Source organism: Bradyrhizobium sp. USDA 241, assembly GCF_049739505.1.
Taxonomy (GTDB): domain Bacteria; phylum Pseudomonadota; class Alphaproteobacteria; order Rhizobiales; family Xanthobacteraceae; genus Bradyrhizobium; species Bradyrhizobium liaoningense.
This window is the reverse complement of the sequence record NZ_JBMGPZ010000005.1, coordinates 1,349,734-1,375,394: the sequence shown is the minus strand read 5'-3', so window position 1 is coordinate 1,375,394 and position 25,661 is coordinate 1,349,734. Positions and strand designations below refer to the sequence as shown.

The following is a 25,661-nucleotide window of genomic DNA, read 5'->3' as shown; positions in this document are numbered from 1 at the left end:
GCTGACCGCTTGTCGGAATGGCTGTCGCGAGAGGTACCTAAGCTATTGAAAAGCTTGGTGGGCGCACCAGGGCTCGAACCTGGGACCCGCTGATTAAGAGTCAGCTGCTCTACCAACTGAGCTATGCGCCCGAAAGGCGGCTAAAGCCTTGCGAGGCCGGTCGTTTAGCAAAGCGATCCGGGTCTGGCAAGCGATCCGATAAAGGTTTTCCAAGGGTTTGCCGAGGCCTCTTCCGCGGGACGCAAAAAGCGAAAAGCCGCTGGATTCCAGCGGCTTCCCCAGGGTTAATGGCCGGAAACCCGATCCGCTCAGAGCCGGCCCTCGCGGTCCCGGTCCGGACCGCCGTCACGGTCGAAACGGTCATGGTGGAAGTGGTCCATGCCCCGATCCATCATGCGGTCCATGCGCTCCATGAAATGGCGGTGCCGCGGGCCGTCTTCGCCGCCGCCGAACGGGCCGCGGTGACGGGTCAGCACCGCGAGGCGCCGTTTCTAGCCCTCGTCCAGGGTCTTGTAGAGCGGATCGGCGGCATCGGCGATCTTCTTCAGGGCGGCGGAGCTGGCGCCCATGTCCTCGGCGCGCTGGCGCAGGCGGGCGATCGGATCCTCGGCCCTGTCGGCATCGCCCGGCCCGGCATTCATCCGCGCATTGGCGCGATCGATGCGCAGCTTGGCGAAGTCCCGCACGGCGGCCTCGACCGGCGGCCACAGCTTCTCCTGATCGGCGTTGAGCTTCAGCCCGGCATGGACGGCGGCGATCCGCGCGTCGACGAAGGCGGCGCGGTCCTCGGGGTTCATGCGCATGTGGCGGACGTGCTCCATCCACGGGCGATGATATTGGGCATAGACCGCGCCCGAGCCGGCGATGCTGAGCACGGCGATGGCTGCGATGGTGAATTTCCTCATACGAACCTCCTCTGGAAGGATGCGCGAGGATGAGCGCGGCGCGGCTGACGCGCAACTTACAACTTGGACAGGGAGCGCGTTGTTACGAAGATGTAACGGCCGATTTTACCTCCAGCCACGATCGGAAATCATTCGCAACAAAAAGGCTTCCGTGCGGACCGCACGGAAGCCTTCGTTCATCATTTCATCGTCCGTTGGGATCAGTTCGTCGTGCTCTTCGCTTCCTTCTGGAACTCGTCGATCAGCGACTGGCCGACGCGGCTTGCGGCATCCTTGTAGACCGGCTCCATCGCCTTGCGCATCGCCTCGTCCTGCTCCGGCGTGAGCTTGATGATCTCGCTCTTGCCGCTCTTCTTGATCTCGGCGAGCGCGTCGTCGTTCTCCTTCTGCGACTGCGTGTTGCTGAAGGCGGTCGCCTCCTTCATCGCCTTGGAAAGCTGGTCGCGGATGTCGGCCGGCAGATCGTCCCAGAACTTCTTGTTCACGATCACGACGTAGCCGATGTAGCCGTGGTTGGTCTCGGTGATGTACTTCTGCACCTCGTGCATCTTCTGGGTATAGATGTTCGACCAGGTGTTCTCCTGTCCGTCGACCACGCCGGTCTGGAGTGCCTGGTAGACTTCCGAGAACGCCATGACCTGCGGCAGCGAGCTGAGCGCCTTGAACTGGGCCTGCAGCACGCGCGAGGACTGGATGCGGAACTTGACGCCCTGATAGTCGGCAGGCGTGATCAGCTTCTTGTTGGCGCTCATCTGCTTGAAGCCGTTGTCCCAATAGGCAAGGCCGGTGATGCCCTTGGCATCCAGCAGCTTGAGCAGCTTTGCGCCGAGCGGGCCTTCCGTCACCTTCCGCAGCGTCTTCAGGTCAGGCAGGATATAGGGCAGATCGAACACCTCGAACTCGCGAATGCCGAGCGGCCCGAACTTGGAGTTGGACGGCGCCAGCATCTGCACGCTGCCGAGCTGGAGAGCCTCGAGCTCCTCCTTGTCCTTGTACAGCGTCGAGTTCGGGTAGACCTCGACCTTGACCTTGCCGCCGGTGTATTTCTCGGCGAGCTCCTTGAATTTCTCCGCCCCCTTGCCCTTCGGCGTGTCGGTGGCGACGACGTGGCTGAACTTGATGATGATTGGCGATTGGGCCAGTGCCGGCCCGGTCAGGCCAAGTGCCAGTACCGCCATGGACGCGGCGATCGCGAAGGTGCGCATAATCTCTCCCTGGTGTTATTGGGCCGCCCGGCATGCCGAGCGGCCTGTCCTCATGCCGGCTGCATTCATACAGACCGGCATCGCCAGAGGCTATTGGCCGTTAGCAGGGCAGCCATCTCCCCGGCGGTATTCCGGAGCGGTCCGAGACCGAATCCGGAATTTCGAAATTCCGGGGCTGGTCCTTTGGACCATCCCGGAACGACAGGCTTCGCTTGTCAGCTCGCCGCCGCCGTCGTCACCGTGTCGCGCTGGCGCTTCATGACGATCTTGTTGAGCGCGCCGAGATAGGCCTTGGCCGAGGCCACCAGCGTATCCGGATCCGCCGCGCGTGCCGTCATCGAACGGCCGTCATGCGACAGCCGCACCGAGACTTCGGCCTGCGCATCGGTACCTTCGGTGACGGCGTGGACCTGATACAACTCCAGCTTGGCCTCGTGCGGCACCAGGCGCTTGATGCAGTTGAACACCGCGTCGACGGGACCGTTGCCCTCGGCCTCCTCGATCTTGATCTGGCCGTCGACGTCCAGCTTCATGGTGGCGCGCTGCGGGCCATGGGTGCCGGCGATCACCGTCAGCGAGGTCAGCTTGATGCGGTCGTGGGACGCCGCCATCTCCTCGTCGACCAGCGCCTCGATGTCCTCGTCGTAGATGTCCTTCTTGCGGTCGGCCAGCGCCTTCATGCGCGTAAACGCATCTTCCAGCTGGTTGGGACCGAGCTTGTAGCCCATCTCCTCCAGCTTGTGCACGAAGGCATGACGGCCGGAGTGCTTGCCGAGCACCAGCGAGGACTGCTTCAGGCCGACCATCTCCGGCCGCATGATCTCGTAGGTGGAAGCGTCCTTCAGCACGCCGTCCTGGTGGATGCCGCTCTCGTGCGCGAAGGCATTCCGGCCGACGATCGCCTTGTTGTACTGGACGGGAAACGAGGTGGCCGCCGACACCAGCTTCGAGGCGCGGGTCAGCTGGGTGGTGTCGATCTTGTTCCAGTAGGGGAATTTGTCGTTACGCACGTTGATCGCCATCACGATCTCTTCGAGCGCAGCGTTGCCGGCGCGCTCGCCGATGCCGTTGATGGTGCACTCGACCTGGCGCGCGCCGCCGACGATGCCGGCCAGCGAGTTCGCGACCGCCATGCCGAGATCGTTGTGGCAGTGCACCGAGAACACGGCCTTGTCCGAGTTCGGCACGCGCTCGATCAGAGTCTTCATGAAGTGGGTGTATTCCTCCGGCACCGTGTAGCCGACGGTGTCGGGGATGTTCACCGTGGTGGCGCCGGCCTTGATGACGGCCTCGACGATGCGGCACAAAAAGTCCATCTCGCTGCGGGTGCCGTCTTCCGCCGACCATTCGACGTCGTCGATCTGGTTGCGGGCGCGCGCGACCATGGCGACCGAGGTCTCGATCACCTGCTCCGGGGTCTTGTTCAGCTTCACCCGCATATGCAGCGGCGAGGTCGCGATCACGGTGTGGACGCGGCCGCGCTTGGCGAATTTCACCGCCTCGGCGCAGCGGTCGATGTCGGCCGGATGCGCACGCGAGAGGCCGGCGATGACCGCGTTCTTGGAGCGGCGGGCGATCTCGCTGACGGCCTGGAAGTCGCCTTCGGAGGTGATCGGGAAGCCGGCCTCGATGACGTCGACGCCCATATCGTCCAGCAGCTCGGCAACCTCGAGCTTCTCCTCGAAGGTCATGGTGGCACCAGGGCACTGCTCGCCGTCGCGCAGCGTGGTGTCGAAAATGATGACGCGGTCCTTGTCGGACTTGTTCTGGGTGGCCATTACGAAATTTCCTTTTGAGCGTTTGCGCCGTTCAGACCGATTTGTCCCTTGGCGCTTGAGGTGTCCGGTGATCTCGACCAACCCCTGAGCGCCCAGGCGCATGGCGCCCAGCCGGCCCTCAGGGGCAAGTAAGAAGGAGGCCGCCAATAAGGAGGGTGGGCAGCAACGCGGCCGAGGTCGTGGCGGCGGCCAGAGCCGCCTCCCCCGAAATCCCCTCGATTTGGCCGCGAATCAGCATTGCCGGACCCTTTTGAGCCACAAATCCTCGGCCAAAACCGTTGACGGTTCGTTGCCGGAAGGCTCAGTACGGCCCGTTTCTAGACGAAAAACGGCTGTAACTGCAACGCCAAAAGATGGTCAGCATATTTGACCTAGCAGGCCCACATAGCCTGAGGCGGCTATCCCGCGCCGGTGCGGCGGGCTCGGGCCCGGCTCTCCCAGCGGTCCAGCATCTGGCCGAGTTCGCCGGTCGGCACGGGTGCAGCGGTGCCGGCCTTCGAAAGCTCGTTGGTATTGGCCGGCGCGTTCGCATGGAGCCAATCCGGTTCGCTGTATTCGCGCCAGCGGCGTGCCTCCGCGCGCCTTTTGCGGGAGACGTAGTCGCGCGCGAAATAGCCGGCCGCAAATGCGATCGCGAGGATGAAGACCAGGACGACAATTTGCACAATGAGCTCCGGCTTTATCCCGTCAAACTCTCATCCAAAACGCACTCGAAGGTGACGAAATTGCGACCCGCCATCGCGCCGTGGTTTCGATTCCACCTCTCGCAACCGACACCGGACCGGACTAACCTTCGGCCGCTCGGCCGGATCAACCGGCCAGTGAACATGATCGGGAGGACGCGATGACACGCCAGGAGGTTCGTGACCACGAGCAGCGTGACCACGACGCTGCGCTTTCACGACGAACACTTGTCCGGGGACTTACGCTGGGCGCCGCCGCGACCGTGATCGGAGCCGGCCCCGCGCTGGCCCAGACCGGGCCCGCCGCACCGCCGACCACCATCACAAGCCCGCCGCGCGATTTCGGCCCCCACGGCGCGCCGACCACTTATTTCTGGGACCCCGACATCATCGCGGTCGATCCGTCCTTCAACGATCTCGCGCAGCCCAACACTGCGATCAAGCGTCTGTACACCGGACTGCTATGGGCCGAAGGCCCGGCGTGGAGCGCGCAGGGCCGGTATCTTCTGTGGAGCGACATTCCCAACAACCGGCAGATGCGCTGGAGCGAGGACGACGGCCGCGTCGCCGTATTCCGCTCGCCCTCCAACAATTCCAACGGCAACTCCTTCGACTTCCAGGGCCGCCAGCTCTCCTGCGAGCACCTGACGCGCCGGGTGACGCGCTACGAGCATGACGGCACCGCCACGGTGCTGGCCGACTCCTATCAGGGCAAGAAGCTGAACTCGCCGAACGACATCGCGGCGCATCCCGATGGCAGCTACTGGTTCACCGATCCGCCCTATGGCGGCCAGCTCTATGAGGGCGAGCCCGACGTCGCGGGCGGACCGAGCAATGCGGGCGGCAAGCTCAATCCGCGGATCGGGCAGCCGGCCGGCTTCGTGCCGGGCAAGCGCGAGCTGCCGACCAACTGCTATCGCATCGATCCTTCCGGCCGCATCGATCTCGTCGTCACTGAGGATCAGGTGCCGGACCCGAACGGCCTTTGCTTCTCGCCCGACTACAGGAAGCTCTACATCGCCTCGACCGGCAAGGGGCCGGGCGACACCGGTCCCGGCGGCAAGGGCGAGATCTTCGTGTTCGACGTCGGCAGCGACAACAAGCTCTCCAACCTCAAGAAGTTCAGCGATTGCGTGATCGACGGTGTGAAGTGCGGACCGGATGGCCTGCGCTGCGACGTCAACGGCAACCTCTGGGCCTCCAGCAATGCCGGCCGCTCCGTCGGCTACAGCGGCGTGACCGTGTGGTCGCCGGAGGGCAAGCTGCTCGGCCGCATCCGCCTGCCTGAAGTCTGCGGCAACGTCTGCTTCGGCGGCCCCAAGCGCAACCGCCTGTTCATGGCCGCGAGCCAATCGCTCTACGCCGTGTACACGGCGACACAAGGCGCCGGGCCGGGCTGAGCGGAACCGTGCACGAGCGAGCGCGCCGGCGTGAAGCGCCGGCGCGTGAATTTGCGTTCTGTGACAGCACGACGACACGCTGATCGCAGTTCCCCAAACCTCGGGCAAATCTCCGCCATCAATTCAACGAAGATAGGTCGCGCAGCAGACCGTGGCGTGGCGGGGGAAGCGTGATGCTCTCTCCGAGCGCGACCGAACATCAGGTGGGAGTTGCGCGATGCGCCGCATGCCAAACGACACGATCATCGTCAGCGTCGGAGACCTGCAAGTTGTGACCGCTTTTGGAGATCCGGGCCTGCCGACCGACGCCCACGGCGGGAACGATATAATGATAGCCACGGTCCGTGCGGGCCACGGTGTCTTGACCTTGCTCGGTGACGAAGCAGACCTCCAGGGGCGTTCGCGCGGAGGAAACGACCTCCTCGTCGCGGACATCGAGGGCTACGGCACCTATGCGTATATCGACGGCGATGCGCAGACGATGTCCGGTCACTCCCGTGGCGGCAATGACACGATCTATGTCGATGCCTCGTACACGACATATTCGAGCCTCTCTGTGCTGGGAGACGCCGGAAACACGATGTCGGGCGATGCAAGGGGAGGCAATGACGATATCACCGCAGTGATGGGGAACAGAGCGTCTGGCTCCTTCGGCGGCGACACCGGCTACATCATGAGCGACAATGCCCATGGCGGCAACGATATCCTCCACGTGACCCAGGCCGGCATCTATGGCGGAGCGACGATGTCGGGGGATGCGCTCTACGCTATGAGCGGCAACACGCGCGGCGGCAACGACATCCTCATTTACACCGTCGGCGCCAAAGCCCGTTCGGGAGGGGCCTCTCTCGAGGGGGATACCTATTACATGAGCGACAACGCTCGTGGAGGCGACGACATCCTGATCGCGGCCGTCGATGGCAATCCCGACTCGACGTCCATCGCACTCACCGGGGATGCCTCGAACATGTCGGGCAATACGCAAGGCGGAAACGATATCCTTCTTGGCGGCGAGCGCGGCGATTGGCTGTATGGCGATGCACGCATCTATGCCCCAACCGCGCCCGGCTCTATCACGGGCGGCCGCGATCTCCTCAATGGCGGTGGCGGCAATGATCAGCTCTGGGGCGGACCAAACAACGATCTGTTCGTATTCGGGACAGGCTCGGGCCAGGACGTGATCAACGATTTCGATCAGGGCAACAAGGCCGTCGGCAGCATGGTGCGGGAGCATGATGTGATCGACGTCCACGCTTACGGCTTTGCGGGCTGGGCCGATCTGAAGAGCCTGATCAGCGACGACGGCGCCGGCAATGCGGTGATCCAGCTGACGGCCAACGACACGATCACGCTGGACGGCATCCATGCAGCCGATCTCAATGCCAGGGACTTCATCGTCTGAGGCGCGGCTCGCCGTAAGGCAATCGCATATGGGAGATTCGCCTGTGGCCATCATTCGAGACGCCCGCCGTTGGCGGGCCCTCAGGATGAGGACCGAACGGGTTGCGCTACTCTCAACGGGCGCCGATGCTGTTTAGCCTCATCCTGAGGGGACCGCGAAGCGGTCGTCTCGAAGGACGAGGCGCGCACTCAGCTCGCACAAAGCGGCAATGCGATAGCTCTGCGGGTTGGCTGGTTGCCCAGAGCGCTTGCAAGGCCCTTCGTTGTCACCGCGACGGGCCTTCGCTTTGTGCAGAACGGAAGTGGCCGCTGGCATCGAAGGACCCATCCTGCGATCTTGTCGTTACCCGTGCGGGGGATGGAGGCGCGAGATGGACGATCGAGCAAAGCTAACCGGGAGCCTGACGCAGGACGACGGCTTCGTCCGGGTCCGGGGCGCGCGGGAGCACAACCTCAGGAACGTCGACGTCAGGATCCCGCGCAACGCCCTCGTCGTGTTCACGGGCGTCTCGGGCTCCGGGAAATCTTCGCTCGCCTTTGGAACGATCTACGCCGAGGCGCAGCGGCGCTATCTGGAATCGGTGTCGCCTTACGCCCGGCGCCTGTTCCACCAGATGCAGATCCCCGAGGTCGACGACATCGAGGGCCTGCCGCCCGCGGTGGCACTGCAGCAGCAGCGTGGGGCGCCGACGACGCGGTCGTCGGTCGGCAGCGTCACCACCATCTCGAACCTGCTCAGGATGCTCTATTCCCGCGCCGGCGACTACCCGCGGGGGCAGCCGATGCTCTATGCGGAGTCGTTCTCGCCCAACACGCCCGAGGGCGCCTGCCCGACCTGCCACGGCATCGGCCGGATGCTCGACGTCACCGAGAAATCCATGGTGCCCGACGACACCAGGACGATCCGCGAGCGCGCCGTCGCGGCCTGGCCGAGCGCCTGGCAGGGACAGAACCTCCGGGACATCCTGACGACGCTCGGCTACGACGTCGACAAGCCCTGGCGCGAGCTGCCGAAAAAAGACCGCGACTGGATCCTGTTCACCGAGGAGCAGCCGACCGTCCCGGTCTATGCCGGCTACGACGCCGCCGAGGTCAAGCGCGCCCTGCGCCGCAAGGAGGAGCCGAGCTACCAGGGCACGTTCACCGGCGCCAAGCGCTACGTGATGCAGACCTACGCCAAGTCCGAGAGCGCGATGATGAAGCGCCGCGTCGCGCAATTCATGATCATCCGGGACTGCCCGACCTGCCACGGCACGCGGCTCAAGCCCGAGGCGCTCAGGGTCAAATTTGCCGGCCTCGACATCGCCGAGATGTCGCACCTGCCGCTCAAGCAGCTGCACGAGCTGATCAAGCCGTTCGCAAAAGCCTCGACGGACAGGTCGGAGAAAGCCGTCGTCGCCCGGCGCATCTGCGAGGATCTGTCGGCACGTCTGGCCGTGCTGCTCGACCTCGGCCTCGGCTATCTCGCCTGCGAGCGCAGCACCCCGACACTGTCGCCGGGCGAGTTGCAGCGCTTGCGTCTTGCGACGCAGGTCCGCTCGAACCTGTTCGGCGTCGTCTACGTGCTCGACGAGCCGTCCGCAGGTTTGCATCCCGCCGACACCGAGGCACTGCTGCGCGCGCTGGACCGGCTGAAGCACGCGGGTAACTCGATCTTCGTGGTCGAGCACGAGATCGAGGTGATCAGGCATGCCGACTGGCTGGTGGATGTCGGCCCCGATGCCGGCGAGGGCGGCGGGCTCATTCTCTACAGCGGGCCGCCGGAAGGGCTCGGTGACATCGAGCAATCGCGAACCGCGCATTACCTCGCGCATCCGCGAAAGAAACTGCCGGCGGTCCGCCGCGAGCCGAAGGGACATCTGAAGCTCAAGGGCGTGACCCGCAACAATCTGCGCGGCCTCGACGTCGACATTCCGCTCGGTGTCATCGCCAGCATCACCGGCGTGTCCGGCTCCGGCAAGTCGAGCCTGATCAGCCAATTTCTCGTCGAGGCCGTGGCCGAGCATCTCGGCCATACGCTTGCCACTGATGCCGATGACGACAGCCTCGCCCCGACGGTCGAGACATCAGGCGGCAGAATCGTTGCCGGCCTCGACCGGATCAACCGCCTCGTCGTGGTGGATCAGAAGCCGATCGGCCGCACGCCGCGATCCAATCTTGCGACCTATACCGGTCTGTTCGACCATGTCCGGAAGCTGTTCGCGGCAACCCCGCAGGCAAAGTCCCGACGCTACGATGCCGGCCGCTTCTCGTTCAACGTCGCCAAGGGCCGCTGCGCGACCTGCGAGGGCGAAGGATTCGTTTGCGTCGAGCTGTTGTTCCTGCCCAGCGTCTACGCGCCCTGCCCGACCTGCAAGGGCGCGCGCTACAACGACAAGACGCTCGAGGTGAAGATCGACGGTAAATCCATCGCGGACGTGCTGGCGATGCGCGTCGACGAGGCCTTCGCGTTCTTCGAGGGCGATGCTACGCTCAGCCGTTCGCTGTCCGTCGTTCGCGAGGTCGGCCTCGGCTATATCCGCCTCGGCCAGTCCGCGACGGAACTGTCCGGCGGCGAGGCGCAGCGCATCAAGCTGGCAACCGAGCTGATGCGCCCGCAACGCGGCCACACGCTCTATGTGCTGGACGAGCCAACCACCGGCCTTCACCCGCGCGACGTGGAGCGGCTGATCGCCCCGCTCGATCGGATCGTCGATGCCGGCAACAGCATGATCGTGGTCGAACACGACATGGACGTCGTGGCGCACAGCGACTGGATCATCGATCTCGGCCCCGGCGCCGGCGACGAGGGCGGCCGGATCGTCGCCTCGGGGACACCGGATCAGGTCGCCACAGCCGGCGGGAAAACGGCGCCTTATCTGGCGCGGCGCTTGGCGCAGTAACGCACGACCGCGCCGGGCCTGACCGTCATTTCGCAATTGCGTTCTACGGCGCACCCGACTTTCGCGATGTTGACTTTCCGCTGTCCCCCTCCCCATACTTCGCAAAAAAATAACAACCAATCATAAGACGGTTTTGAGGGAGGATAGGATGCCGACTTCACGCAGGCAGCTGCTGAAGGGTACGGCGGCTGCCGCCGCCACACTCAGCCTCGATTGGACCAGAGCCCAGGCGCAGGCCGAGAATTTACGCATCGGCCTGATCTACGACCTCACCGGCCCCTTCGCCGCCGGCGGCTCGGTCGCCTCGTCGATCGGCGCGCAGATCGCGATCGATCTCGTCAACGAGAAAGGCGGTATCGGCGGCAAGACCAAGATTGCTCCGGTCGCCGCGGATTCCCAGAGCAAGCCCGACGTTGCGATCAACGAGGCCGAACGGCTGATCAGCCAGGAGAAGATCGACATCCTCAACGGCGTCTATGCGAGCTCGCATGCGGTGCCGCTCGCGGCCAAGGTCGAACAGCAGAAGAAGATCCTCTGGATCACGACCGCGGTCTCGACCGCCGTGTTCAAGGACAAGAACCTGCAATACGTGTTTCGCGCGCAGATCCATTCGGATCAATACGGGCAGGCCTTTGCAAGCTTCATCAACGAGCATGCGAAAGCCAAGCTCGGCATGGACCCGAAGGAGGTCAAGGTCGCGTTGATCCACGAGGACGGGCCCTACGGCGTCGGCGTCGCCACGGCCGACGAAGCCTATGCCAAGCAGGCCGGCATCCCGGTGGTGCTGCGCGAGGGCTATTCGGCATCGGCACCGGACCTGTCGGTGCTCGTCACGAAGATCAAGCGCGCCAAGGCCGACGTGATCTCGCATGCCGGCTACAACCCTGACATCACCCTGTTCCTGCGCCAGGCACGCGAGAGCGGCCTGCGCTTCAAGATGCTGTTCGGGGCTGGCCGGCTACAGCCAGCTCGACAAGCTGCGCGCCACCTTCGGGGCCGACATCGACAATTTCTGCAACATCGACCCGGTGCCGGCGCAACTGCTCGATCCCGCCAAGCTCGCGCCGGGCATGGGTGATCTGATCAACGCCATGGTCACGCGCTACAAGGCCAAGACCGGAGCGACCGACGTGCCGCCACACTGCTCGATGGGCTTCAACCAGACCTGGGTGCTGCTCAACAACGTGCTGCCGGTCGCCAAGGAGAAATACGGCAGCTTCGAGCCCGAGGCCATCCGCAAGGCGGCGCTCGACGTCGACATCCCCGCAGGCGGCACCATCCAGGGCTATGGCGTGAAGTTCTTCCCGCCGGGCACGCCGCTCTCCGGCCAGAACGAACGCTCGACACCGGTGGTGATGCAGAACGCGGGCGAGCACATCTCGGTGGTGTGGCCGACCAACATCAGGACACAGGACCCGGTGTTCCCGCTGCCGAAGGGCTCGACCTACGGGACGTGAGGCGGTGTGCGCGGCACGGTCGGTGCCACCCTCCCCTGGAGGGGGAGGGTCGGCTCACATTGAGCGCAGCGAATGAGAGGCGGGGTGGGGTGATCTCTCCTCACGGGCACTGCCCGATTGGAGAGGTCACCCCACCCCGCTCGCGCTACGCGCGATCGACCCTCCCCCTCCAGGGGAGGGTAAGAAGCAGCCCCCCTACAGCATCACTCGCCGTCCCTCCTCCGCCGCCCAATAGCCGGCGTAGTTCACCTTGATCGTCTCATACGCGAGCGCGAGGTCCGACAGCGGCTGTCGTCCGGTCGCAACGCATTCCATGAAGTCCTGGATCTCCTGCAAGTACCCGCGCGTCCATTCCTCCTCGAGGCAGACATATTGCCAGCCGGTCTTGCGGTCGACTTTCTCGGTGATGTAGACGCTGGCGAGCTTGTCCTCGCTGGTCTGGTAGCTCATCAGATGGGTGTTCGGGGTGATGTTGGCGAATAGCGAGCCGCCGCTCGTATAGGTCTCGATCAGATTGCGCACGCCGCCCATGATCATGTCGCCGGAGAACACGGTGGCCTTGGTGCCGTCGGAGAAGGTCGCCGTCAGCGTTCCCCAGTCCTCGACGTCGACGGGATTGGCCTTGATGTAGCCGCGCTCTTCGGGCTTGAGACCGGCGGTGACGTTGCCGACGTCGCCGGTGACGCTGGCGACGCGGATGGTCTCGCCGCGCGCCTTCGCTTCGACCTGCTTGAGATACAGCACGGCCGAGAGCGGATGGCAGCCCATCCGGATCAGCGAGCCGCCGCCGGTCATCGCCCATTGCGCGGCATGGGCGGCGTGCGAGCCGGAATGGCTTTCCTCGCCCTTCATGAACAGGATCTTGTCTTTCGTCGCCCTGATGATCTCCGCGGTCTTGGTCACCGCCGGCGCGTAGATCCAGTCCTCGGCGTACATGAAGAGCTTCCCTGTCCGCTCGATCGCGGCGCGTGTCGCGTCCATCTCTTCGATCACGCGCTCATACATCAGCGCCTTCGGCACGTGCTTGCCGATGGGCTGCTCGTCGCCCTCGCGGCCGAAATAGCCGGCGAAGGGCTTTTCGCAGATCACATGCTTGCCGGCCTGCATCGCGCCGACGATCATCCCGGCATGGAGATTGGGCGGCGTGCAGATGTCGATGACGTCGAGATCGGCGTCCGCGATCAGATCGGCGAAGCTGCGATAGACGCGCGGGATATCGTGTCGATCGGCGAATTCAACGACGTGGTCGCCACGTGCAGCAACCGCCGCGACCTCGACGTCCACGCCATAGACGCGCCGGAACGCATGCATGTGCAGCTCCGACACGAAGCCGCAGCCGACGATTCCCACCCTGATCCTGGCCATGGCGCCCCCTTGCTTTGGGACGGCACTATAGCGCGCTCAGAGGCCTATTCCACCGAGACCCTCACCACGCCCGCGCTCATCATGCCGAGCGCGCGGGCGGCCGGCACCGAGAGATCGACGATCCGCCCGCGGATGAAGGGACCGCGATCGTTGACGCGGCATTGGATCGTGCGTCCACTATAGGACACCTTGAGCACGCTGCCGAACGGGCGCGTGCGATGGGCGCAGGTCAGCTCGCCGTCTTTGCCGGCTTTCGCGTATCTGTAGTACGAAGCAAGCCCGCTTTCAGCGTGGGCAACAGAAAAGGAAAAAAGCAAAAAGCTGGCCAGAGATACCAGTAGCGTCGTCTGCGCTTGCACGGCACCCTGCCGGGTTGCCCTGCCCGGCCTGCAAACGTCCCCTGTTCCGCAAAGTTCCAGGAACATTGCCGGGGCGATGCCCGGCAATGCCATCGCACTTCGTTACTCCCGGTGGAACACCAGCGTGCGGACTTCGATGCTTTCGCGGGGCGCCGCATCGGCCGGCGTGGTCGGATCGACGAACGCAGTGTGCGGTCCGAAACGGGTGCGGCCGTCGGTTGCGGAATCGTAGCACTTCAGCAGCAGCGCCTCGTCCGGCGTCATCTCCGGGAAATAGAACCAGCGGTGGTTCGGATTGTATTTCACCGAATATGTCTCGCCGCGGCGGTTGGGATAGATCAGGTCGGAGGCGACGAGATCGTCGGGATCGACGGTCGTGCCATCGGCCATTGCGAGCGGGGAATCGCGCAAGGGAGCTATGCGGGAAACTGGGTGATGACGGAATGAGATAGGCGGCGTATCGAGGCGGGTGTCGAGCCTGCCAGAACCTCAAGGAGAGCGATACGCCATGAACGAGCATAGCAACATTGTCCCACTGCGTCAGCCCGATGAGATCGACGATCCACTGACGAATATTTTGCGATCTGGAGCTCGGCAGCTGCTTGCGCAGGCTGTCGAGATGGAAGCCGAGGCGTTTCTCGCCGCGATGAAGGGCTTGAAGCTTCCCGATGGCCGCGACCGCCTCGTGCGACACGGCCATGGTCCAGTGCGGACGATCCAGACGGGGATCGGCGCCGTCGAAGTCGCCCGGGTAAAGATTCGCGATCGCGCGGTGACCAGCGATGGCGAGCGGATCCGCTTCACCTCGGCGATCCTGCCGTTGTGGGCACGGCGCACGAAGAGCTTGGATGCACTTTTGCCGGTTCTGTACCTGCGAGGCATCTCGACGGGCGACTTCCAGGAGGCGCTGGCGGCGCTCTTGGGCAAGGATGCGCCGAATCTTTCTCCGGCGGTGGTTTCCAGACTGACGACGGAGTGGCAGCTCGAGTACGAGCGTTGGCAGAAGCGCGATCTGTCGGCGCGCCGGTACGTATACGTGTGGGCGGACGGCGTCTTCCTGCAGGCTCGCATGGAAGACCACAGCGAATGCATGCTGGTGCTGATCGGCGCGACGCCGGAAGGCAAGAAGGAACTCATCGGCTTCCAGGTCGGCGTGCGCGAGAGCACGCAGAGCTGGCACGAACTGCTCGTCGAGGCGAAAACCCGAGGGCTGAAGATCGCCCCGGAAATCGCCGTCGGTGACGGCGCGCTCGGCTTCTGGAAGGCGCTCGACGAGGTCTTTCCCGCCACGCGACATCAGCGGTGCTGGGTGCACAAAACCGCGAATATCTTGAACAAAGTCGCAGTGTCGGTACAGGCCAGCATGAAGAAGGATCTGCGCGAGGTCTATTTGGCGTCCAACCGAGCTTCGGCCGAAGTGGCGATCGATGTCTTTGCCGAGAAATACGGAGCGAAGTACGACAAGGCGGTCGAGTGCCTGACGAAAGATCGCGACGCAATGCTTGCGTTCTACGAATTCCCCGCCGAGCATTGGGACCACTTGCGGACGACGAATCCCATCGAAAGCGTGTTCGCGACGGTCCGGCACAGAACGGTGCGCACGAAAGGTTCGTTATCGTCAACGACTGCCAAGTTGATGGTGTTCAAGCTGCTCTGCGCCGCATCAAAGACCTGGCGGCGGCTGAAAGGCACAAATCAGTTGCCGAAGGTCAGCGCAGGTGTCAGATTCGAAAACGGCATCGAGGTCATCCAAGTGCCGGAAAACCACGCCGCCTGATCGCCTCGTCACCCAAAATCCCGCATAGCTCCGCGCAAGGGGCCGCGGATCGGACGCCAGAGATTGATCACCTGCACGCGTCCTTTCAGCAGCTCCTCGGCCTCGTCAGGCAGATGCTCACGTACACGGTTGGCGCCGGAGATTGCGGTCTGGTCGACATGGACGCGCGTGGCCGGCTGGCGCGGGCCGCCGTCGCGAATATCCGGCGCACCTTCGACACGCTTGCGCACGGTGTGATCGAAGATGAAGACGCGATCCGCCTTCAAAGTGGCGCGCAGGAATACCTCGACCGCGGGATAATAGACCGCCCTCACCTCTTCGTCGTTGTAGAAATCCTTCACCTGGGTCGGGTGACGCACCAGCGCAAAGCCCTCACGATCGAGCGAGAAATCTTGCGCGATCAGCCGTGCGTCGAAGATCGGCACCTGATGCGGCTCCGGCAGCGACGTGCTCTTGGCCTCGCCCCGGCGGCGGGTCGAAGGCGTAGGTGCGCGGCTTGCCTGATGTCGGTGCGAGATAGTTGAGTTCGGCAGTGACGAAGGGAAGCGATTCGATTCTTGTTTCTTGCAGGCCCATGGCCGGTCTCCCGATGTGGTCGTTTGATTGATTTTGGCGGTGGGCCGGGCGGCGCAAGGGAGGTGCCGCGAATAGCGATGAGGATGTTGTCGCGAGCGAGGAATGCAGAATGAATCAGTCGAGGATGGCGGTCGCTTTGACGATGCTCTTCTCTCTTCACGAATGCTTGAGAGACTCGCGAGCTCTCGCGACCGCCGCCGTGATCCCGGGGCGCCCGAAGGGCGAGCCCGGAATCCCTCGAGCCGCGATGCTTGTAGATAATGGGTTCCGAGTTCGCGACTTGGTCGCGCCCCGGAACGACACCGGAGCAGCGTTCGACCCTGCGCCGGGTCCGGACACGAGAGGTTCCTACAGCCCCGCCTTCGCGATCGCGTCCGCGAAGGAGCGATCGACGATCTCGGCTGCATCGAGCTTCTGCTTGATCAGACCCCAGCGGAAATAGAGGTCGATCGTGCTCTGCTCGTCCGCAACCACGCCATCGTCGATCGGAGCGATCCGGATCTTGGCGCGCGACAGCCAGTTCTGCGGCACGGTGGCCGGGATGTTCATCAGCCTGCCCCAGGTCGCGGCATAGCTATCGACGTTGCTCAGCGACCACGCCCGCGCTGCGGTGAGACGTCGGACGAAGTCGGTCAACTCCGCGCGCTTGTCGCGGATCGCGTCTGGCCGCGCCACCTGGAAACTCAGCCCCGGCGTCAGGCCCTCCGAGGTGATGATGCGTCGCGACTTGAACAGCACCTCCTCCTGGCTGACATAGGGCTCCCAGGTCGACCACGCATCAACGGAGCCTTGCGTGTAGGCAATCTTGGCGTCCGAGGGCGCCAGGAATACGATCTGCACGTCGCTCGCACTCCAGCCGTTCTTCTCCAGCGCGGCCAGGATCAGCTGATGGCCAATCGAGCCGCGGCCGGTGGCGATCTTCTTGCCGCGCAGATCGGCGAAGCTCTTGATCGGCGAACTCTCCGGTACGAGGATCGCAAGGCCCTCGCGCGTCTGGCGGATCGCGGCGATCGCCTTGACCGGCGCGCCGGAGGCGGCGGCGAAGGTGAAGGGCGCGTCACCGACGAGCCCGGTCTCGATCGCGCCGGCGCTGAGCGCTTCGAGCAGTGGAGCTGCCGCTGGAAACTCCTTCCACTCGATCTTGTAGGGGACGTCCTTGAGCACGCCGGCCGCTTCCATCACGGCCTGTGCATTACCCTTCTGATCTCCGACGCGGAGCGTGGTTTGTGCCGCCGTCAGCCCGAACGAGCCGAGCAGAAGCGCGCCTGCCAGCATGAGACGGATCATTCCGCAGCCTCACCGCGAACAGCCTGACGCTTCGCGATCAGCTCGCGCGTCCGCGGGATCAGCTCACGGCCATACTCGATGGCGTCGATCAGCGGGTCGAAGCCGCGGATCAGGAAATGGCTGATGCCGAGATCGTAATAGTCGCCGAAGACTTCGGCGACCTGCTCGGGGGTACCGACCAGGGCCGTCGTGTTGCTGTTGGCGCCGGTGAGTTTTGCGATCTCCGTCCAGAGCCGCTTGTCGATGCGGCTACCCTGGTCGGCGAGCGCGAGCAGGCGCCGGGCACCGGCGGTGGCATGGCCGTCCGCGGGCTTGCGATAGCCGGTCTTGTCCTGGAGTGCGGTGGCGCGCGCCAGAATCTCCTCGGCCTTCTCCCAGGCCTGCTTTTCAGTCGGGGCGATGATCGGCCGCACCGAGAGACTGAAGCGCGGCGTTGGCCGCCCATGCCGAACCGCCGCGTTGTGGACGCGGGAGGTGATGTCGCGTACCTGCGCATAGGATTCGCCCCACAGCGCAAAGGTATCGGCATGCTTGCCGGCGACGTCGATCGCCGCATCCGAAGCGCCGCCGAAATAGATCCGGATGCCCTCCGGACGATAGGGCATCACCTGCGAGAAGGCGTTCTCGACCTGATAGTACTTGCCCTTGTAGCTGAACGGCTTGTCGCTGGACCATTCCAGCTTGAGGACATCGAGAAACTCCGAGGTGCGGGCATAGCGCTCGTCCTTGTCGTCGAGCGTGTTGCCGTCCTGCCGAAGCTCGGTAGCGTTGCCGCCGGTGATGACGTGGAGCGCGACCCTGCCGCGGGAGAGCTGATCGAGCACGGCGAACTGCCGCGCCAGCAGCGTCGGCGCGGCGAAGCCGGGCCGCTGCGCGATCAGCACGTTGAGGCGGCTGGTCGTGCTGAGCACGTGCTGGGCTACCTGGAGCGAGTCGGGCGTCGTCGAATGAAACGCCAGCAGCGCACGATCGAAGCCGGCGTTCTCGTGCGCCTTCGCCACCGTCTCGATGTGGGTCGGGTTGAGGACCGGTCCTTCGCGGACGATGGTCTCGGACGAATTGTTGTTGCTGATGAAGCCGATGAACTCGATCGACATGATCGTCTCCCTGTTGATGTCCTAGAGGCCGAGTGCGGCGCGGCCGAGGCCGACGCGCGTGGAATCGTCCTGTGGCGTGTGCACGCGGCCGCACAGGACGTCGCGATAGTGCCGCTCCAGCGGATTGGTACGGCTGAGACCGTGATTGCCGGTGAGCGATAACGCGTCCTCGACCGCGGCGACGGCATTGTTGGTCACCGTCAGCTTGACGGCATTGGACTCGCCGGCGGAAAGCTCGACGCCCTCGTCGACATCGCGGGCGAACGTGTCGATCAGCCGCGCATTGACCGCGAGCCGCGCCTCGATTGCGCCGAGAATCTCCTGCGCGCGCGGCAGTGTTGCGAGCGGTGCGCCGAGGCTGGCGGGCACGCGCTGTTTCAGGAATGTGATCAGCCAGTCGCGTGCGGCGCGGGCGACGCCGTCATAGATCGCGGCGACAAAGACGGCGTGGACGGCCGCCTGTGCAATGTCGGGCGCGCGCCAATCCGCCGGCTTGCGCACGTCGATCTCGGCATCGCGCGGAATTACGACGTCCTCGAAGATCACGTCGTGGCTGCCGCTGGCGCGAAGGCCGTGGTGGTCCCAGGTCTCGACGATGCGCGTGCCCGGCAGGCCTGCCGGCACCAGGAACTGACCGACGCGCGGCTCGGCCTCGTCGGTCCGCGCCCAGACCAGGTACCATTTCAGGATCGGCGATCCCGTCGAATAGATCTTGTGGCCGGTCAGGCTCCAGCCGGTCTCGGTCCGACGCACAATCGTCGCGGGCAGGCCGCCGCGCGCCGGTGAACCGAGCTCCGGCTCGACGCGCAGCGCGTTGATCAGCGCGAGGCCTTCCACGCTCTCGCGCGCAAGTTTGCGCGACAGCCGCGCCGGCCAGGTCGGGCTGCGTGCCATGACGAGATGATTGATGTAATGCATCGACAGCACCAGCGCGGTCGACGGGTCGGCCCTACCGATGATGCCGATGACGCGCGCGGCGTATCGCGCGCCCGCGCCTGCCCCGCCATGAACGGCTGGCACCGTCAGCGACAACAGGCCTGCCTCGGAAAGCTCGCCAAAATTCCGGAACGGAAAGGTCCCGGTGCGGTCGTGTTCGGCGGCGCGCGCGGCAAAGCTTGCCGCAAGCGTCTCGGCGCGGGCGATGTAGTCGGGCTCGCTATGGACCGCGCGGTCCTCGGCTGCGAACTTCACCATGTGGCATCCAACCCCAGCAAACCGAGGATCTGGCGACGCAGATCGGCCAGATACGGATCGCCGCGATGGCGCGGATATGGGCGGTCGACGCGGATGTCGGCCTTCACGCGCGCGGGACGATCGCTGAAGACGATGACCCGGTTGGCAAGCACCAGCGCCTCCTCGGCGTCGTGCGTCACCAGCAGGGTGGTAAAGCCCTTGCGTTGCCAGAGCGAGACGAGCTCGGCCTGCATGGTGATGCGGGTGAGCGAGTCGAGCTTTCCCAGCGGCTCGTCGAGGATCAGGATCTTGGGATCATTGACCAGCGCCCGCGCGAGCGCGACGCGCTGCGCCATGCCGCCGGAGAGCTGGTGCGGGTAGGCCTTGCGGAAGGAGGACAGCCCGACGAGATCGAGCGCGGCATCGACGCGGTGACGCTGGCTCTTGAGGACGCCCTGCGCCTCGAGCCCCAGGGCGACGTTGTCCCAGACCGACCGCCAGGGAAACAGGGTCGGGTCCTGGAACACGACCACGCGCGAGGGATGCGGATTTCTGATACGGTCTTCGTCCTCCCGCAGCCTCCCCGCCTTGGGCTTGTCGAGGCCAGCGACCAGCCGCAGCAAGGTCGACTTGCCGCAGCCGGAAGGGCCGAGCAGCGCGACGAACTCGCCGGGCTCGACCGAGATGCTGACGTCGCTCAGCACCGGTAGCTCGGTCCCGTCGATGTCGAAGGCATGGCTGACCTGCTCGATGTCGAGCGCGGCACCGGCGGCCGGATGCGTGGCAATTTCGGCCACAGCTGCTTCTACCATTTCACGGTCCCCTTCTGCCAGACCAGCAAGCGGTCGCGGATCGAAAACAGCAGCGTGATCGCGCCGGAGCAGAGCAGCGACATCACGATCAACGCCGCATACAGAGCTGGCCCCGGTTGTTTGGACAGCGCCCCGCTGGATTTAAGTGGATTCCTGCCGGGTTATGCTGAACGCGGGGCTTTACGGTTTTGTCGTTGCGTCGGGAGGGCGTAGCCCGACCAGAGCGACGACAAAACCGTCGGCGACGGTCATGCGGCCATCACCATAGCTTGCGTGCCGAAGTAAGCCTCGTCGGGCGTGCGCCCGTCAAGGCTCGAGTGAGGGCGTCCCTGATTGTAGAAGGCCAGATACTTGGCAATTGACGCTCGCGCCTCGGACACGCTGTCGTAGGCGCGGAGATATACTTCTTCGTATTTGACCGTGCGCCAGAGCCGCTCGACAAACACGTTGTCGCGCCAGGCGCCCTTGCCGTCCATGCTGATGGCGATCTTCGCGTCCAGCAGCACATCGGTGAACTCGAGGCTGGTGAACTGGCTGCCCTGATCCGTGTTGAAAATCTCGGGCCTGCCGTGCTTCGCCAACGCCTCCTGGACCGCTTCGACGCAGAAGGCCGCCTCCATTGTGATCGAGACGCGATGGGCCAGGACCCGTCGGCTGAACACATCGACGACCGCCGCGAGATAGACGAAGCCACGCCGCATCGGAATGTAGGTGATGTCCATTGCCCACGCATGGTCGGGCCGCTCGATCTTCAATCCGCGCAACAGGTACGGGTAGATCTTGTGACCCGGAGCCGGCTTGCTCGTGTTCGGGCGACGATAGACCGCCTCGATCCCCATGCGCTTCATCAGCGTCGCGATGTGGCGGCGACCGGCGTATACGCCCTCCCGCCGCAGCAACGATCGCAGCATACGCGCTCCCGCGAAGGGATAATCGAGATGCAGCTCATCGAGCCGACGCATCAAGGCAAGGTCCTCGGCCGAAACTGGCCGAGGTTCATAGTAGACCGTGCTGCGAGCCAGCTTCAGGACCTTCGCCTGGCGCACGATAGAAAGATCATGATCGCGGTCGATCATCGCTTTGCGCTCAGCAGGCCCGCCTTGGTGAGCGCGCCGGACAAAAAATCGTTTTCCAACGCCAGCTCGCCGATCTTGGCATGTAACGCCTTCAAATCGACCGGCGTCTCGGCCGATGTCTTGTCATGCCCAAACACGCCGGCGGCGCCTTCCAGGAGCTGGTTTTTCCAGATCGTGATCTGGTTCGGATGAACATCAAACAGTTGCGCCAGCTCCGCCAGTGTCTTGTCGCCTTTGACCGCAGCCAAAGCAACCTTCGCCTTGAATGCCGGAGAATGCGTCCGGCGGCTCTTCTTCGTCATCTTCGCTCCTGATTCGCAGCAAGAATCCTCGCCGCTGTCAGGCAGAAAATCCACTCAAGCTACTGTCCGAATTTGCGGGGCCAGCTCTCCCTACGTCTCGTTCGCGACACTGAAGGACAAGGCCCGCGTGATCGCCGACGGCGAGGGCCTGACGCCCACCATCACCTTCATCGTCGCCTCCGACCACGCCATCGCCACCAAGCGCGCGGCGGTGCAGGATCTCGTGCAGCGCTTGAACAAGGCGCGGCTATGGTCGCTCGATCACCTCGGCGAATACGCCAGGAACACGGCCGAGCTGACCAGGCTGCCGGAGGACGTACTGCTGTCGGCCTACACCGCGCAGCGCACCAGCCCGATCGTGATCGACGATAACGTGGTGAAGGAGGTGCAGGAAGCCTCCGACCGCTCGACGCATTACGGCATCCTGCCGAAGAAGCTCGACGTTAGCCAAGCCGTCGACCGCAGCTTCACGGCGGCGGCTGCGGGATCGAACTAGGTGGAGGCGGCGGGATGCGCGGGCTTCGCCTCAAGCCCGGCCCATTGCATCTCGCCGCGATCTTGCTCATGCATCTAGCATGCATGAGCTTGATCGTGTGGCTCTCGTTCTAGCCGCGGTGCTCACCAATATCTGCGGTAATAGGGCCGGGGATAGACACGGTATGGGCGGTAATAGCCATAGCTGTAATACGGACGATAGGGCCGATAGTATCGCGGATAGGCATAGACTGGTCTGTAGCCATAGCCGTAATACGCGGGAGCATAACCATAGCCATAGCCCGGATATCCATAGCCGCCATAATAGGGGCGGCCATAGTAGCCGTAGCCGTAAGGCGCGCCGCTGGCGATGGCGCCGCCGATGATCGCGCCGGCTGCTAGACCGCCAAGAGCAAATCCCCATCCGCCGCCGCGCCAATGCACCTGCGCGACGTTGTCGCCGGCCGCAGCCTTCATCGTCGCGACGTTGGTCGGCATCGGGCCCGCCGCGGCCTGCCCGATCTGGCCTGCCAGGACCACGCCGGCCAACGAGCAGGCAATTGCCGTCTTCCAGATCCTCATCGTCTTACTCCCTGTCTGACCTTTCGCTCGGAAAAGGATCGCAGCGTCATGATCGGGCATCCTTGCGCCAAGTCAAAGCCTGGAATTTGCGTGCACCGCACAAGACGCATGCCTCCGTTCTGATCAACCGGTGCCCCGCGAAGCTCGGCGACCTCGCCTCGTGTGACACCGGCGCGACGGCGCCTGAGGCCCGAACACCCGCAAAGCATTAAGCTTCCCGTGCTTTCGCAACCAACAACCACCTTCACGATTTACTATTCGTGCCATTACTATCGGTTCCAATGTGCGCGGCCGGGAGGCTTCTCGCGAGCGCCAGAGTTGTGGGAGGATGACATGAGTGCCGCGAGACCCGAGCCGCTTGCCCGTCAGGCGCTGGCGTTCGTCCTGGCTGGCGGGCGCGGCAGCCGGCTCCAGGAGCTGACCGACCGGCGCGCCAAGCCCGCGGTCTATTTCGGCGGCAAGTCCCGCATCATCGATTTCGCGCTGTCGAACGCGGTGAACTCGGGCATCCGCCGCATCGCGGTCGCGACCCAATACAAGGCGCACAGCCTGATCCGGCACCTCCAGATGGGCTGGAACTTCTTCCGCCCCGAACGCAACGAGAGCTTTGATATCCTTCCCGCCAGCCAGCGCGTCTCCGAGACCATGTGGTATGTCGGCACGGCGGACGCGGTGTACCAGAACATCGACATCATCGAAACTCACGCCTGCCGCTTCATCGTGGTGCTGGCCGGCGACCACATCTATAAGATGGACTACGAGCTGATGCTGCGTCAGCACGTCGAGAGTGGTGCCGACGTCACCGTCGGCTGCCTCGAAATGCCGCGGACGGAATCCTCCGGCTTCGGCATCATGCATATCGACGAGAACGGCTGGATCCAGGCGTTCCTGGAGAAGCCGAAAGATCCGCCGCCGATGCCGGGCAAGCCGGACGTCTCGCTCGCCAGCATGGGCATCTACGTATTCGACGCGAAGTTCCTGTTCGACCAGCTCAAGCGCGACGCCGAGGATCCGAACTCGAACCACGACTTCGGCAGGGACATCATTCCCTACATCGTCAAGAACGGCCGCGCGATGGCGCACCAGTACTCGACCTCCTGCGTCCGCTCCGGAAACGACCCCCGCGCCTATTGGCGCGACGTCGGCACGGTGGATGCCTATTGGGCCGCCAATATCGACCTCACCGACGTCGTGCCCGAGCTCGACCTGTTCGATCGCGCCTGGCCGATCTGGTCTTATGCCGAGATCACGCCGCCGGCGAAATTCGTCCACGACGAGGAGAGCCGGCGCGGTCAGGCGGTGAGCTCGCTGGTCTCCGGCGGCTGCATCATCTCCGGCGCCTCGCTGCGGCGCTCGCTGCTGTTCACCGGCGTGCGCATCAACTCCTATGCCAACGTCGAGAACGCCGTGATCATGCCCTATGTGAATGTCGGTCGCGGTGCCCATTTGAGGAACGTCGTGATCGATCGTGGCGTCGAGATTCCGGAAGGCCTCGTCGTCGGCGAGGATCCCGAGCTCGACGGAAAGCGCTTCCGCACCACCGAGCAGGGCATCTCGCTGATCACCCAGCCGATGATCGACAGGCTCAATACATGACGCCTGTTCGCGTCCTCGCGGTCGCCTCTGAAGTCTATCCCCTCGTCAAGACCGGTGGCCTTGCGGATGTCGCCGGCGCGCTGCCGGTTGCGCTCAAGGCGCATGGCGTCGAGATGCGCACCTTGATGCCCGGCTATCCCGACGTGATGCGCCTGGTCTCGGGCGCGGAGGAACTCCGGAGCTGGCCGGATTATTTCGGCGGCCCCGGCCGGCTGCTGGCGGGCTCGTATGACGGGCTCGACCTGTTCGTGCTCGACGTGCCGCATCTCTATGCCCGGCCCGGCAACCCCTATGTCACCGCCGAGGGCATCGACTGGCCCGACAACGGCGTGCGCTTCGCGGCGCTGTCGCGCATCGCCGCCGATATCGGCCACGGCCTCGTTCCGGCGTTCCTGCCCGACATCGTGCACGCCCATGACTGGCAGGCCGGGCTGACGCCGGCCTATCTGCACTACGACGATCGTCCGCGGCCCGGCACCGTGATGACCATCCACAACATGGCCTATCAGGGCAAGTTCGCTCCCGAGCTGATCGGATCAATCGGCCTACCCTGGCACTCCTTCAACGCCAACGAAGTGGAATATTTCGGCGGCATCAGCTTCTTGAAGGCCGGCCTGCGGTTCGCCGATCGCATCACCACGGTATCGCCGACCTACGCGAAGGAAATCCAGAGCGACGAAGGCGGCATGGGGCTCGGCGGTCTGCTTCGTGAACGGTCCAGCGTGCTGAGCGGCATCCTCAACGGCATCGACATATCGGTGTGGAATCCGCAGGAAGATCCGCACATCGCCTGCCGCTTCGGCGCGGAGAACCTGACGGTCCGGGCCGCGAACAAGGCGGTGCTGCAGCAGCAGTTCAACCTCGATTCCTCCGACGACGCGCCGCTGCTCGGCGTCATCAGCCGGCAGTCCTGGCAGAAGGGACTCGATCTCCTGCTCGAGGCCATTCCGACCATTCTGCGCGAGGGCATGCAGCTCGCACTGCTCGGCAGCGGCGACCGCGATCTGCAGGATCGCTATCAGGCTGCGGCCCGCGCCAACCCCGGCCGGATCGGCGTCGCGATCGGTTATGACGAGATTCTGGCGCATCTGATCCAGGCCGGTTCGGACGCCCTCGTCGTTCCTTCGCGGTTCGAGCCGTGCGGCCTGACCCAGCTTTGCGCGCTGCGCTATGGCGCCGTGCCGATCGTCTCCCGCGTCGGCGGCCTCGAGGACACCATCGTCGACATCGGCGGGGCCGATGCGTCCGGCCGCGATGCCACCGGATTCAAGTTCGGCCCCGTGACGGCGGATGCTCTCGCCGGCACCCTGCGCAAGGCCAACACCGTCTTCCATGACAAGCCGACCTGGCGCCGGCTGCAACGAAGCGGGCTTGCGACCGACGTCTCCTGGCGCAATCGCGCCGGCGACTATGCCGCGCTCTATCGCCGCCTTCTGGCGGCCCGCGCGTGAGGCATGGCCGAATCCATGCTATA

General features: G+C 64.5%; 17 protein-coding genes, 1 tRNA gene and 6 pseudogenes. 8 read left to right on the top strand and 16 right to left on the bottom strand.

Annotated features, from left to right (window positions below; translation table 11 throughout):
• Positions 1 to 55 precede the first annotated feature (55 nt).
• The 5 genes and pseudogenes from ABIF91_RS28375 to ABIF91_RS28355 form a co-directional block, all read right to left on the bottom strand.
• A tRNA-Lys gene (locus tag ABIF91_RS28375) sits at positions 56 to 131 on the bottom strand.
• 177 nt (positions 132 to 308) lie between these two features.
• Positions 309 to 905: pseudogene (locus tag ABIF91_RS28370) on the bottom strand (Spy/CpxP family protein refolding chaperone).
• A 200-nt stretch (positions 906 to 1,105) separates the two neighbouring features.
• Positions 1,106 to 2,110: a TRAP transporter substrate-binding protein gene (locus ABIF91_RS28365; RefSeq protein ID WP_028180623.1), complete on the bottom strand. Its 1,005-nt coding sequence runs from the start codon at positions 2,108 to 2,110 to the stop codon at positions 1,106 to 1,108.
• 215 nt (positions 2,111 to 2,325) lie between these two features.
• Positions 2,326 to 3,888 (bottom strand): 2-isopropylmalate synthase, encoded by a 1,563-nt coding sequence (locus ABIF91_RS28360; RefSeq protein ID WP_028180622.1) that lies wholly within the window; start codon positions 3,886 to 3,888, stop codon positions 2,326 to 2,328.
• 398 nt (positions 3,889 to 4,286) lie between these two features.
• On the bottom strand, positions 4,287 to 4,556 hold the full coding sequence (locus tag ABIF91_RS28355) for a hypothetical protein (protein ID WP_028180621.1): 270 nt from the start codon (positions 4,554 to 4,556) through the stop codon (positions 4,287 to 4,289).
• A gap of 176 nt (positions 4,557 to 4,732) precedes the next feature.
• Between ABIF91_RS28355 and ABIF91_RS28350 the strand changes: the two genes are divergently transcribed.
• From ABIF91_RS28350 to ABIF91_RS28335, 4 genes and pseudogenes are all read left to right on the top strand, one after another.
• On the top strand, positions 4,733 to 5,971 hold the full coding sequence (locus ABIF91_RS28350) for an SMP-30/gluconolactonase/LRE family protein (RefSeq protein ID WP_424579512.1): 1,239 nt from the start codon (positions 4,733 to 4,735) through the stop codon (positions 5,969 to 5,971).
• A gap of 217 nt (positions 5,972 to 6,188) precedes the next feature.
• Entirely contained in the window at positions 6,189 to 7,373 is a 1,185-nt protein-coding gene (locus ABIF91_RS28345; RefSeq protein WP_035669132.1) for a calcium-binding protein, read from the top strand.
• Between the two features lie 370 nt (positions 7,374 to 7,743).
• Positions 7,744 to 10,254 (top strand): excinuclease ABC subunit UvrA, encoded by a 2,511-nt coding sequence (gene uvrA / locus ABIF91_RS28340; protein ID WP_028180618.1) that lies wholly within the window; start codon positions 7,744 to 7,746, stop codon positions 10,252 to 10,254.
• 148 nt (positions 10,255 to 10,402) lie between these two features.
• A pseudogene (locus ABIF91_RS28335) lies at positions 10,403 to 11,711 on the top strand (ABC transporter substrate-binding protein).
• A 195-nt stretch (positions 11,712 to 11,906) separates the two neighbouring features.
• On the opposite strand, the gene ABIF91_RS28330 reads toward ABIF91_RS28335, so the two are convergent.
• From ABIF91_RS28330 to ABIF91_RS28320, 3 genes and pseudogenes are all read right to left on the bottom strand, one after another.
• Complete coding sequence (locus tag ABIF91_RS28330) at positions 11,907 to 13,076, bottom strand: Gfo/Idh/MocA family protein (protein WP_035669127.1); 1,170 nt, start codon at positions 13,074 to 13,076, stop codon at positions 11,907 to 11,909.
• Between the two features lie 44 nt (positions 13,077 to 13,120).
• Positions 13,121 to 13,435, bottom strand: a complete 315-nt coding sequence (locus ABIF91_RS28325; RefSeq protein ID WP_028180616.1) for a septal ring lytic transglycosylase RlpA family protein — start codon at positions 13,433 to 13,435, stop codon at positions 13,121 to 13,123.
• 102 nt (positions 13,436 to 13,537) lie between these two features.
• Positions 13,538 to 13,849, bottom strand: a pseudogene (locus tag ABIF91_RS28320) (CmcJ/NvfI family oxidoreductase); the annotation flags it as partial.
• 94 nt (positions 13,850 to 13,943) lie between these two features.
• On the opposite strand from ABIF91_RS28320, the gene ABIF91_RS28315 reads away from it, so the two are divergent.
• Positions 13,944 to 15,212 (top strand): IS256 family transposase, encoded by a 1,269-nt coding sequence (locus ABIF91_RS28315; protein WP_014497957.1) that lies wholly within the window; start codon positions 13,944 to 13,946, stop codon positions 15,210 to 15,212.
• Between the two features lie 32 nt (positions 15,213 to 15,244).
• On the opposite strand, the pseudogene ABIF91_RS28310 reads toward ABIF91_RS28315, so the two are convergent.
• From ABIF91_RS28310 to ABIF91_RS28280, 7 genes and pseudogenes are all read right to left on the bottom strand, one after another.
• A pseudogene (locus ABIF91_RS28310) lies at positions 15,245 to 15,788 on the bottom strand (CmcJ/NvfI family oxidoreductase); the annotation flags it as partial.
• Between the two features lie 348 nt (positions 15,789 to 16,136).
• The gene (locus ABIF91_RS28305; RefSeq protein WP_035669124.1) at positions 16,137 to 17,075 is read right to left on the bottom strand and encodes an ABC transporter substrate-binding protein; all 939 of its coding nucleotides are present in this window, start codon (positions 17,073 to 17,075) and stop codon (positions 16,137 to 16,139) included.
• The gene (locus ABIF91_RS28300; RefSeq protein WP_424579511.1) at positions 17,072 to 18,172 is read right to left on the bottom strand and encodes an LLM class flavin-dependent oxidoreductase; all 1,101 of its coding nucleotides are present in this window, start codon (positions 18,170 to 18,172) and stop codon (positions 17,072 to 17,074) included. Before ABIF91_RS28300 ends, ABIF91_RS28305 begins: the two co-directional genes overlap by 4 nt.
• 21 nt (positions 18,173 to 18,193) lie before the next feature.
• A complete protein-coding gene (locus tag ABIF91_RS28295; RefSeq protein ID WP_028182166.1) occupies positions 18,194 to 19,366 on the bottom strand; it encodes an acyl-CoA dehydrogenase family protein in 1,173 nt (390 codons plus the stop codon).
• Positions 19,360 to 20,157 carry an ABC transporter ATP-binding protein gene (locus tag ABIF91_RS28290; protein ID WP_028182167.1) on the bottom strand — a complete coding sequence of 266 codons (798 nt, stop codon included), beginning with the start codon at positions 20,155 to 20,157 and terminating at the stop codon, positions 19,360 to 19,362. Before ABIF91_RS28290 ends, ABIF91_RS28295 begins: the two co-directional genes overlap by 7 nt.
• Positions 20,151 to 20,261, bottom strand: a pseudogene (locus ABIF91_RS28285) (ABC transporter permease); the annotation flags it as partial. The gene ABIF91_RS28290 and the pseudogene ABIF91_RS28285, both read right to left, overlap by 7 nt.
• A gap of 144 nt (positions 20,262 to 20,405) precedes the next feature.
• Positions 20,406 to 21,535 (bottom strand): IS3-like element ISRj2 family transposase gene (locus ABIF91_RS28280; RefSeq protein WP_129557670.1). Its coding sequence is split into 2 segments (ribosomal slippage): positions 20,406 to 21,283 and positions 21,283 to 21,535, totalling 1,131 coding nucleotides; the frame shifts between segments, so codons are not numbered across the junction.
• 88 nt (positions 21,536 to 21,623) lie between these two features.
• Here ABIF91_RS28280 and ABIF91_RS28275 point away from each other — a divergent pair.
• Positions 21,624 to 22,031 (top strand): annotated as a pseudogene (locus tag ABIF91_RS28275) (aliphatic sulfonates ABC transporter substrate-binding protein); the annotation flags it as partial.
• Positions 22,032 to 22,153: 122 nt separating this feature from the next.
• Here the strand turns inward: ABIF91_RS28275 and ABIF91_RS28270 are convergent.
• Complete coding sequence (locus tag ABIF91_RS28270) at positions 22,154 to 22,591, bottom strand: hypothetical protein (protein ID WP_028181527.1); 438 nt, start codon at positions 22,589 to 22,591, stop codon at positions 22,154 to 22,156.
• Positions 22,592 to 22,924: 333 nt separating this feature from the next.
• Here ABIF91_RS28270 and glgC point away from each other — a divergent pair, with 333 nt between their 5' ends.
• Positions 22,925 to 24,187: a glucose-1-phosphate adenylyltransferase gene (gene glgC / locus ABIF91_RS28265; protein WP_028181526.1), complete on the top strand. Its 1,263-nt coding sequence runs from the start codon at positions 22,925 to 22,927 to the stop codon at positions 24,185 to 24,187.
• Positions 24,184 to 25,638 carry a glycogen synthase GlgA gene (glgA, locus tag ABIF91_RS28260; RefSeq protein ID WP_424579510.1) on the top strand — a complete coding sequence of 485 codons (1,455 nt, stop codon included), beginning with the start codon at positions 24,184 to 24,186 and terminating at the stop codon, positions 25,636 to 25,638. Before glgC ends, glgA begins: the two co-directional genes overlap by 4 nt.
• Positions 25,639 to 25,661: the final 23 nt, after the last annotated feature.